The 10,706-nt window shown below is 69.6% G+C and carries 5 protein-coding genes; 4 read left to right on the top strand and 1 reads right to left on the bottom strand.

The window, feature by feature from the left end; genetic code table 11:
* Positions 1-325: 325 nt before the first annotated feature.
* Together DY023_RS12415 and DY023_RS12410 are read left to right on the top strand one after the other, a co-directional pair.
* Entirely contained in the window at positions 326-622 is a 297-nt protein-coding gene (locus DY023_RS12415) for a hypothetical protein (protein ID WP_116242638.1), read from the top strand.
* A 66-nt stretch (positions 623-688) separates the two neighbouring features.
* On the top strand, positions 689-2,956 hold the full coding sequence (locus DY023_RS12410) for a glycosyl hydrolase family 95 catalytic domain-containing protein (RefSeq protein ID WP_116242637.1): 2,268 nt from the start codon (positions 689-691) through the stop codon (positions 2,954-2,956).
* Between the two features lie 47 nt (positions 2,957-3,003).
* Here the strand turns inward: DY023_RS12410 and DY023_RS12405 are convergent, their stop codons facing one another.
* Positions 3,004-3,996, bottom strand: a complete 993-nt coding sequence (locus DY023_RS12405) for a LacI family DNA-binding transcriptional regulator (RefSeq protein ID WP_220347307.1) — start codon at positions 3,994-3,996, stop codon at positions 3,004-3,006.
* Between the two features lie 95 nt (positions 3,997-4,091).
* Between DY023_RS12405 and DY023_RS12400 the strand changes: the two genes are divergently transcribed.
* Both DY023_RS12400 and DY023_RS18280 read left to right on the top strand, forming a co-directional pair.
* Positions 4,092-5,432 (top strand): MFS transporter, encoded by a 1,341-nt coding sequence (locus DY023_RS12400; RefSeq protein WP_116242636.1) that lies wholly within the window; start codon positions 4,092-4,094, stop codon positions 5,430-5,432.
* 20 nt (positions 5,433-5,452) lie between these two features.
* Positions 5,453-10,492, top strand: a complete 5,040-nt coding sequence (locus DY023_RS18280; RefSeq protein WP_245958686.1) for a family 78 glycoside hydrolase catalytic domain — start codon at positions 5,453-5,455, stop codon at positions 10,490-10,492.
* The last annotated feature ends 214 nt before the right edge of the window (positions 10,493-10,706 follow it).

The following is a 10,706-nucleotide window of genomic DNA, read 5'->3' as shown; positions in this document are numbered from 1 at the left end:
GTGGAGTCCCCTCACGGGGACCGAGGGTTCAAATCCCTCCGTCTCCGCCAATGCGAAACGGCCCCAGGACGAAGTCCAGGGGCCGTTTCGCATTGGCGGAGAGGGGTGGCACTTCGAACAACGGGGCCCCACGCGGCCGGAGGCTCCGCGCGCCGCCCACCTGCGCGCAATGCAAGCCGACGCGCGATCGAGGCGGCGCGTGGAGTGGCCGCGAGGGACTCAAATCCCGTCGTGAGGTGCGCGCCGGACGGGATCGCGAAGGACTCGAGGTTCCCCGCCCCGCCGAGGGTTGCGCCGGCAACGCCGCGAGTGGTCGGATGGTCGGATGATCGACCTGGTGGCCTGGCTCGGAGTCTTCGCCGGTGGTGCTGTCTTCTACCAATCCGTGAAGGTGGTCACCGAAGCGAACGCCGGCCGGCGGCTCCCGTACTGGCGAAGGCCTGAGGTCACCCCTCGAGCAGCGATCGGCTTGCGAGTCGTGGGAATCGCGCTCGTGACAGCCTCCGCGGCTTTTCTCGTGCCGGCCTTGGGATATTCGGCGATCGCGGTTCTTGTCATGGCGTTGCTGCCGGGCCTTGTCGCGATTCCGCTGCACAACCGGCGCATCACCGCCGACGAGTAGCGCGCGGCTGAACGATCAGCTCGGCGTGGCCCGTCTTCCAGCCACACGCCCTGAGAAGGAGCCTCGATGACCCGACTCGACTACGACAAACCTGCGACGGACTGGCTGGAGTGCCTGCCGCTCGGCAATGGCTCCCTCGGAGCGATGATCGACGGCGGAGTCGACCGGCTCGTGGTGCGGCTCAACCACGAGGCGGGCTGGTCGGGCAGCCCTGAGTCCGAGGCGCGCGGCGTGGGAGTGACACCGGAGGACGCGGCTGCGGCGCTCGCCGCCTCGCGAGAGGCGCTTCGGCGGTCCGACGCGGTCGCCGCAGCAGAGGCGCTTCTGCCGATCCAGGCGAGGTACAGCCAGGCGTTCCTGCCGATCGGCCGTCTCATCGTGCGGCGCTCCGCGACCGCGGGGGAATACCGCCGAAGCCTCGACCTGGCGACCTCGATCCACGAGATGTCCACGACGGACCTCACCGAGCGCACCGTCGTGTCGGCGCCGCTCGGCGTGCTGGCCATCGAGACCTCGGTGCGCCCCACGATCGAGTTGGAGACGGAACTGGCCGAGATCGGTCGCTCATCAGCGCCGGACGGGATCGAGCTACTGGTGCGATTCCCGTCGGATGTCGCCCCCGCGCACGAGGCGGGCTTCGCCGCGGCCGAGTGGGACGAGACCGAGGGCGCGGCCCTGCGCGGCGTGATCCTCGCGAGGGCGCAACCCAGCGACGGCGGCTGGCTCATCCTGCTGGCAGCGGAGACCACCTTCGAAGGCTTCGGCGGGCCACTCGGTTCCCTGGCCGCGGCGAGGGAACGCGCTCGTCGACGGATCGATGCGGCGGTGAGCACCCCGGCTGAGGAGATCTTCCGCGCCGCGTCGGCGGAGCATGCGCGGCTCTTCGACCGCGCGCGTCTGCGCTTCGACGCACCCGTCGCCCCGGCCGCACTGATCCCCGATCGCCTGGCATCCGCGTTCGCCGATCCCGAGCATCCGCTCGCTGCGGACCCCGGACTCGGCGCCCTGCTCTTCGACGTCGGCCGGTATCTGCTGATCTGCTCGTCGCGCCCCGGCGGCGTGCCCGCGACGCTGCAGGGCATCTGGAACGACTCGATGCGACCACCGTGGAGCAGCAACTACACGATCAACATCAACACCCAGATGAACTACTGGTCAGCGCACTCGACCAACCTGTCCGAGGCGGCCGGCCCGCTCTTCGACTTCGTCGAAGGCCTCTCAGCGAAGGGGCAGGACACCGCCCGGCGCCTGTACGGCGCGGGCGGCTGGACCGCCCACCACAACTCGGACATCTGGCTGTTCTCGTCGCCGGTCGGTGCAGGCGCCGGCGATGCCCGCTGGGTGCACTGGCCGATGGCCGCACCCTGGTTGGTCCGTTCCCTCTGGGATGCCGTGGAGTTCGGTGCCGCGGATGCCGATGAGTTGCGGCGTCTCTGGCCCATCGCGCGCGGTGCGGCGGAGTTCGTGCTCGACTGGCAACACCGGGACGGCCAGGGGTGGTCCACCTCGCCGTCGACCTCGCCGGAGAACACCTATCTCGACGACGACGGACGCGAGGTGGCGCTGGACACCGTGACGGCGATGGACCTGCAGCTGATCCGCGATCTGCTCGGTATCGTGCGGAGACTGGCCGATCTCGTCGACGCGGGCGATGACGAGATCGTCCGGCGTGCGGGGGTGCGGCTCGAGGAACTGCCTGCTGACCCGGCCGCCACGGCCGACGGCATCATCCGGGAGTGGTCCGAGGATCGGCGCGAAGCCGATCCGCAGCACCGGCACGTGAGCTCGCTCTACGGCCTGTATCCGGGAGACGGCCGGTGGTCCGAGGATGCGCTCCAGGCTGCGGTCCGCGCCCTGGAGCGGCGCGGCGACGACTCCACCGGATGGTCGCTGGTCTGGAAGCTGTACCTCTGGGCGCGCCTGCGACGCGCGGACAAGGTGTCGGATCTGCTCGCTCTCGTCTTCCGCGAGGCAGGGGACCGCGGCGAGGCCGGCGGCCTGTACCCGAACATGTTCGCCGCGCATCCGCCGTTCCAGATCGACGCGAACCTCGGGTTCCCGGGTGCGCTCGTCGAATGCCTGCTGCAGAGTCACGACGGCATCGAGCTTCTGCCGGCCGTTCCGCGTCAACTGGCGTCCGGATCGGCAACCGGCCTGCGGGCGCGACCCGGGGTCGATGTCGATCTCACGTGGGACGGCGGCGAGCTTGTCGAGGCGACGTTGCGTTCCGCCGAACCGGTGACGGTCATGCTCCGCTACGGCGGAGAGGTGACTGAGGTCCGGATCGACGGCGAGGCGAGGATCCGTCCAGCGGACTTCCGGCGGAGCGCCTGACGACTGAGCCGCTCACCTAGATCGGATCTCCGAGCCCCCGCCGCGCCTCAGGTGGTCTCGCGGATCACGAGTTGGGCGTCCGTCTCCGGCCCCGCAGCCGGAGGCGCGGCGCCCGTCGCGGCGCTGAGCGCGAGAGCGGCGAGGTAGCGGCCGAGTCCGGCGCTGTCGATGCGCACGCTCGAGAGAGAAGGCACGACGAGCTGCGCGACCGGCGTGTCGTCATGCCCGATGATCGCGAGATCCTCCGGCACCTGGATGCCCGCGCGGAGAGCCGCGCCGAGCACGAGAGCCGCGATCTCGTCGTTGTACGCGATGACGCCGTCGACGCCCGCCGCGATCCACTCGGCGACGGTCGCGCCGGCGTTCGATGGGGAGACCGCGGCTTCGGCGAGCAGGCCGTCGCCGGTACGGTCCGCCAGCGTCTTCGCCGCGAGCGCTCGTCGTTGTGACACGAGATCGGCGATGCGGGGGTCGTCAGATCGCGCGAAGGCCAGCCGCGTTCGCCCGCGCTCGACGAGGTGCTCCACCTGAAGCCGGGGCCCGTCAGCGAACCCGAGGTCGCCGGCGGTTCCGTTCTCGCCTGCGGGCGTGGGCGGGATCACGTGCTGTACGCCGGTCGCGCGGATCTCCTCGATTCTCTGTGCGTCGAAAGGCATCATGCCGAGCACGACGTCCGGCCGCAGGGTCTCCCACAGGGGGCGCGCCTGCCCACCGGGGTGCGGGGTCATCGTGACGAGCGAATACCCGGCCTGATCGAGCACCAGCGACGCCTCGTCGAGGTGGCTGCGCATGCTGTACTCGAGCGGCCAGTCGGGGAGAACGAGCAGGATGATCCTGCTGCGACCACTCGCCAGCGCCTGCGCCGCCGAGTTCGCCCGGTAGCCCAGGCGCTTCGCCTCTGCGAGCACGCGTTCGCGGGTGGCCTCGGGGATCGTCTGCCCCGGTGTGTCGTTGAGGACGAAGCCGACGGTGGCTCGGGAGAGACCGAGCGAACGAGCGACATCGGCGGCGGTCACCCGCTTCACGGCGGTTCTCGGCATCCGATTCTCCTCTGGGGCTTGCGCGCGCTAGTGACAGCAACGTAGCATCCTGATCACCCGCTAGCGCGTGCTAGTTCTCTGACAATGGAGTCCACATGACGACCCCCAGCAATGACGATCCTCTCGTCACCCCGTTGCCCTCACCCCTCTCCGCTCCCGCTGCTGACTCTCTCGTCGTCGAAGAGCTCGCGGCGCCGCCCGCCGATCTGCCCGATGTGGGCGCCCGCTACATCTGGTTCATGGTGCTGGCGCAGTTCGGCGTGTTCATGGCATTCATCACACCGCTCGCCATTTCGCTCTCGATCCGGGTCGCCGATCTCGCTCCAGGGCACGATGAGGTGCTCGGTTACATCACCGGCGCCGGCGCCCTGTTCGTCATGCTGACGGCCCCGTTCATGGGCGTGTGGAGCGACCGCACGCGCACCCGGTTCGGGCGCCGCCGCCCGTTCATGGTGGGTGGGATGGTCATGGGGGTCGTGTCCCTGGTGGTGATGGCGCTCGCTCCGTCGCTTCTCGTTCTCGGTGCAGGGTGGGTGCTCGCGCAGTGGGGTTGGGGAACAGTCCTCAGCAACCTGCAGATCTCGACCGCAGACCGCCTTCCCGAGTCGCAGCGGGGAAAGGTGGCCGGCCTCACCGGCTTCGCCACCCAGGTCGCCCCCGTGTTCGGCGTGATCCTCACGGTCGGTGTGACCGGAGACCCGCTGCTCCTGTTCCTCATCCCCGGTGTGGTCGGTGTGGCCCTCGTCACGCTGTTCGTCACGCTCGTGCACGAGGATGACAGCCGCGCGCTCCCGCGCGAGCGCATTGGCCTGACCGGGCTGCTCAAGAAGTACTTCTACAACCCGGCGCAGTACCCGGACTTCTCGATCAACTGGCTCGGCCGCTTCCTGTTCTACTTCGGCCTCACCCTGAACACCACCTTCACGGCGTTCTTCTTCGCCAGCCGACTCGGCGTAGCCGTGACGGAGGTCGCCGGCATCATCGCGGCTCTGGGCGGCGTGGGGGTGCTCGCTGTGACGGCGGGCGCACTCGGCGGCGGATTCCTGTCCGACCGCCTGCGGCGCCGAAAGATCTTCGTCCTCCTCGGCGGCGCGCTGATGGCTGCGGGGATGCTGCTGATGGCGTTCACCGGTGATCTGGCCTCGCTCATCACCGGCTCGCTGATCGTGTCCGCAGGCATCGGGATGTTCTCCGCGGTCGACCAGGCCCTGCTGCTGGACGTCCTGCCCGAGAAGAGCACGGATGCCGGCCGCTTCATGGGCATCACCGGGTTCGCCACCTCGATCCCGCAGTCCGTCGCGCCGCTGGTGGCATCGGGGATCCTCCTTCTCGGTGCCGGCGGGGCTGAGAAGAACTACACGCTGCTCTATGTCATCGCCGCCGCACTCGTACTGCTCGGAGGGCTCGTCGTCCTCCGCATCCGTTCCGTTCGCTGATCCCCGGGAGAATCCGCATCATGAGCGCCTCACTCGTCGTCACCCCGCTCCGCTTCGAACATCACCGGGATGCACTCGGCATCGGTGAAGTCGCTCCACGACTGAGCTGGGTGGTCGAACGCGCGCCCGAGGGATGGCGCCAGACCCACTACGACATCGAGGACGCGGATGCCGGGACGCTCGGTGTGGACAGCGCCGAGTCTGTGCTCGTGGAGTGGCCGTTCGGGCCGCTCTCCTCGCGTGAACGACGGATGCTGCGCGTCCGCGTGACCGGCGAGGACGGGACGATGTCCGAGTGGAGCGACTGGGCTGTGGTCGAGGCGGGTCTCCTCGACGCGTCCGAGTGGCGCGCCGAGATGGTCGGCCCGGACGACGTCGCCGTCGCCGCTCCGCTCGTGCGCGGTACGTTCGAGACTCGGGATGCCGCGATCCGCTGCGCACGCGTCTATGCCACCGCACACGGTCTGTACGAGCTCGAGCTCAACGGCGTCCGGGTGGGTGACCAGGAACTCGCGCCGGGGTGGACGGCGTACGAGAGCCGTCTGCGGTATCAGACATACGAGGTCAGCGACCTGATCACGCCGGGCGCGAACGCCATCGGCGCCTGGCTGGGCGACGGCTGGTGGCGCGGCCACCTCGGATGGGACGGACGTCGCGAGCTGTACGGGGCGGAGCTCGGCGTCCTGGTGCAGCTGGAGATCGAGTACGAGGACGGCGAGCGACAGGTCGTGGCGTCCGGACCCGGCTGGACCACGGCGGCCGGGCCGATCGTCGCCGCTGACCTCTACGACGGGGAGGGCTTCGACGCCCGACGGCATGATCCCGCGTGGTCGGGAACGGACGAGTGCGGCGACTGGGCCCCGGTGGCGGTGCGGGAGTTCGATCGTACGACCCTCGTGGCACCCGACGGGCCGCCCGTCAGACACGTCGAGACCCTCGTGGCGCAGGACGTGCTGACCAGCCCGTCCGGCAGGACGATCCTCGACTTCGGGCAGAACCTGGTCGGTCGAGTGCGCATCCGGGTGAAGGGCGACGCGGGCGACACGGTCACGCTGCGTCACGCCGAGGTCCTGGAGCACGGCGAACGCGCCACGGCGCCCCTGCGCGCCGCGAAGGCGACCGACACCTACACGCTGCGTGGCGGTGACGCGGAGGAGTGGGCGCCACGGTTCACGTTCCACGGGTTCCGCTACGCGGAGATCACCGGATGGCCGGGTGACTTCGACCCCGCGGACGTGGTGGCCGAAGTGCTCCACTCCGATCTGCGCCGCACCGGGTGGTTCGAGTCCTCCGATCCGCTCGTCGATCGACTGCACGAGAACGCGGTCTGGGGCATGCGCGGCAACTTCGTCGACGTGCCGACGGACTGCCCGCAGCGGGACGAGCGGCTCGGCTGGACGGGCGACCTGCAGGTGTTCGCGCCCACGGCGGAGTTCCTCTACGACTCAGCGGGCTTCCTCACCTCGTGGTTGCGCGACCTCTCGGCCGAGCAGCGGCTGTACGGCGGCACGCCGATGGTCGTGCCGGCGATCACCACCGGCTATCAGGGGCCGATGGCGGCGTGGGCGGATGCCGCGACCGTCGTGCCGTGGACGCTGTACCGCGCCTACGGCGACCTCGGCATCCTGGAATCGCAGTTCGACAGCATGGCGGCGTGGGTCGACGAGATCACTGCCGCCGCCGGAGCGGACCGGATCTGGTCGCAGGGGTTCCAGTTCGGCGACTGGCTTGATCCAACCGCACCGGCGGGGCGGCCGGAGGCCGCGCAGACCTATCCCGAAATCGTCGCCACGGCCTACTTCGCCCGTTCGTCACGGATCGTCGCGGATGCCGCCGCTCTTCTCTCTCGTGACGAGGATGCACGGCGCTTCGGTGCGCTCGCCGAAGAGGTGCGTGCCGCGTTCCAGCGCGAGTACGTCTCGGCGGCGGGACGCCTGCTCTCGGACTCTGCAACGGCGTACGCACTCGCGCTGCAGTTCGATCTGATCGAGGGCGCCGACGCGCGGCAGCGTGCCGCCGATCGCCTCGCCGAGATCGTCCGCGGGAATGGCTTCAAGATCTCGACCGGCTTCGTCGGGACGCCTCTGATCTGCGACGCGCTCTCCGCAGGCGGACATGCGGATGTCGCCTATCGCTTGCTCCTGCAGACCGAGGCGCCGTCGTGGCTGTACACGGTGAAGCAGGGCGCGACGACGATCTGGGAGCGGTGGGACTCGCTTCTGCCCGACGGCACGGTGAACCCGAGTGGCATGACCTCGTTCAACCACTACGCGTTCGGGTCGGTCGCAGACTGGCTGCACCGCGTCGTCGCCGGGCTCGCGCCGGCCGAACCTGGTTATCGCCGGATCCGGATCGCTCCGCAACCGCCCCGCACCGGGTTGATGTCCGCCGCCGCACGACTCGAGACGCCCTACGGCGAGGCATCCGTCTCGTGGACGCTCGCTGACGGGGCCGTGACCGTCTCAGCGACCGTGCCAGTCGGCGCGACAGCCGATGTCATGCTGCCCTCGGGGCGGACGGCGGTCGTCGAACACGGCGCGCACCAGTGGAGTGAGCCGTTCGAGGTCGACTCCACGGAGCGGGCCGTGGTCACGGTGGACACATCGATGGGCGCACTCATCGACGATGCCGATGCGATGGCCGTGTTCATGGGTGTGGTCACCAAGTACGTCCCCGAAGCCGCTGCGCACATGAGCGGCGGACTGAACGGCCGTGACGACATCACACCTCGGCAGGTCGCAGGGATGATGCCGCATTCGGACGCGTTCCTTGCCGACCTCGAGCGGGGTTTCGCCGCGGTCTCGGCGGGCGACCCGGCACCCGACGACCTCTTCGCGCCCGCCGAGCCGGACGTCGACGATGGTCTCGTCGACGCTGCCGGTATGCTCTCCGGCCGCGACTTCTGGTCGACGCATGAAGGGGACGGCATCCGATCGCTCGTCCTGGTGGACGGGCCCCACGGCGTCCGGCGTCAGGGCGGAGAGGCCGACAACCTGGGCTTCAACGAGAGCCTCCCTGCCACCTGCTTCCCGCCCGGCGTCGCACTCGGCTCCACGTGGAATCCCGACCTCATCCGCGAGGTCGGCGAGGCGCTGGGCCGCGAGGCGCGCGCACTCGACGTCGACGTGCTGCTGGGACCAGCGATCAACATCAAGCGCTCGCCGCTGGGTGGGCGCACGTTCGAGTACTTCTCAGAGGACCCTCTGCTCACCGGCGTCCTCGCGACCGAGTACGTGCACGGCGTGCAGTCCACAGGCGTCGGCGCGTCGTTGAAGCACTTCGCCGTCAACAGTCAGGAGACGGAACGGATGCGCGTCAGCGCGGAGGTCGACGACCGCGCACTCCGCGAGATCTACCTGCCCGCCTTCGAGCGCGTCGTCACCGAGGCGCAGCCGGTCACCGTGATGAGCTCGTACAACGCGATCAACGGTGTCTTCTCGTCGGAGAACGAATGGCTGCTCACCGAACTGCTCCGCGGCGAATGGGGCTTCGATGGACTCGTCGTCTCGGACTGGGGCGCGATCAAGGACAGGGTGGATGCGCTGCGCGCGGGACTCGACCTCGAGATGCCCGGCACCGGCGATGAAGGGCGGAACGCGATCGTCGCCGCCGTCCGCGACGGGCGGGTCGATCGCGCTGTGGTCGACCGCGCGATCGATCGGCTTCGCCGGCTCGCGGAGCGCACGGCGGTCGTCGCGCCCGCCGACCTCACCGATATGGACGCACACCACGCGCTGGCGCGGCGGGCTGCGGGCGAGGCTGTCGTGCTTCTGCGCAACGAGCGCGACACCCTGCCACTGCGGCGAGGGCAGAGGATCGCGGTGCTCGGTGAGCTCGCTGTGAAGCCGCAGTACCAGGGCGGCGGCAGCTCGCACGTGAACGTGACTCGTCTCGACATCCCGCTCGACGAGCTGCGTGCGGCGCTCGGTGACCTGGTCTACGCGCCCGGGTACGCGACGGACCCCGCAGCCGACGCCGCCATGCTCCTCGAGCACGCGCGTGCCGCAGCGGAGGCGGCCGATGTCGCCGTCGTGTTCGTCGGGCTGCAGGAGAAGGACCAGTCGGAGGGCTTTGACCGGACACACCTCGACCTGCCCGCCGAGCACGTGGCGCTCATCCAGGCGGTTGCGGCCGTGGCAGAGCGGACTGTCGTCGTCCTCTCCAACGGCGGGGTCGTTTCGCTGGAGCCATGGCACGACTCAGTCGATGCGATCGTCGAGGGCTGGGTGCTCGGCCAGGCGGCGGGCGGCGCCCTCGCCGATGTGCTCACCGGTGTCGTGAACCCGTCGGGCAGGTTGGCGGAGTCGATCCCGTTCCGCCTGCAGGACACCCCGACGTACCTGAACTTCCCGGGTGAGAACGAGATCGTCCGCCACGGCGAAGGCGTGTTCGTCGGATACCGGTGGTACACGACCGCCGAGCAGCCGGTCAGGTACTCGTTCGGGCACGGGCTGAGCTACACGACCTTCGCGTACGAGGGGCTCGAGGTCTCCGCCTCCGGAACCGACACAGCCGCCGCGCGCGTCACGGTTCGCAACGAGGGAGCGGTCGCCGGCGCCGAGGTCGTCCAGCTCTACGTCGCCCCGGCTGCGTCGTCGGTGCGCCGGCCGGTGCGCGAACTGGCCGCGTTCACGAAGGTGCGTCTCGAACCCGGCGAGTCCGCCGTCGTCGAGTTCGCGCTCGACCGTCGCGCCTTCGCCTACTGGGACATCGTCAAAGAGCGCTGGTTCGTCGAACCGGGCACCCACCGCGTCGAACTCGGCCGCTCTTCCGCGGACATCGTCGCCTCCGCCGGAGTGCCCCTCGAAGGCGACATCGACAAGCCGGCACCGCTCACTCTCGAATCCACCGTCGGAGACTGGTTCGGACACCCCGTCGTGGGACCTGCGCTCATGCAGGAGATGACGGCCGGAGCGAGCGCGGAGCAGCTGGCCGCGGCTTCCGAGAACGAGAACATGCTGAAGATGGTCGAGTCCATGCCCATGGGCCAGTTCGCGAGGTTCCCGGGCGTGGAGATCCCGGATGCCGCTCTCGAGCAGCTCATGGCGCTGAGCGGCTGAGGGGCACAGATGTCACTGCGAGCACTGGTCCTTGATGGCGTCCTGAGGCGCGCGGTCGCGCACGGCCATGGCGCCGGCGTTCCGGTGGAGATCGAGCGGCGACGACGGGAGGGAGGGCCGGCGCCCGCGCCGATTCCGCAACGGGTCTCGTCAAGGTTCGCGGTCACCGAGACCGTCGTGCAGGGATCACGGGTCATGCGGCTCGGCAACTCCT

It is taken from the genome of Microbacterium bovistercoris (genome assembly GCF_003387575.1).
GTDB classification, from domain to species: domain Bacteria; phylum Actinomycetota; class Actinomycetes; order Actinomycetales; family Microbacteriaceae; genus Microbacterium; species Microbacterium bovistercoris.
Note: the sequence above shows the minus strand (reverse complement) of the source record. Positions and strands in the feature narration are given on the sequence as shown.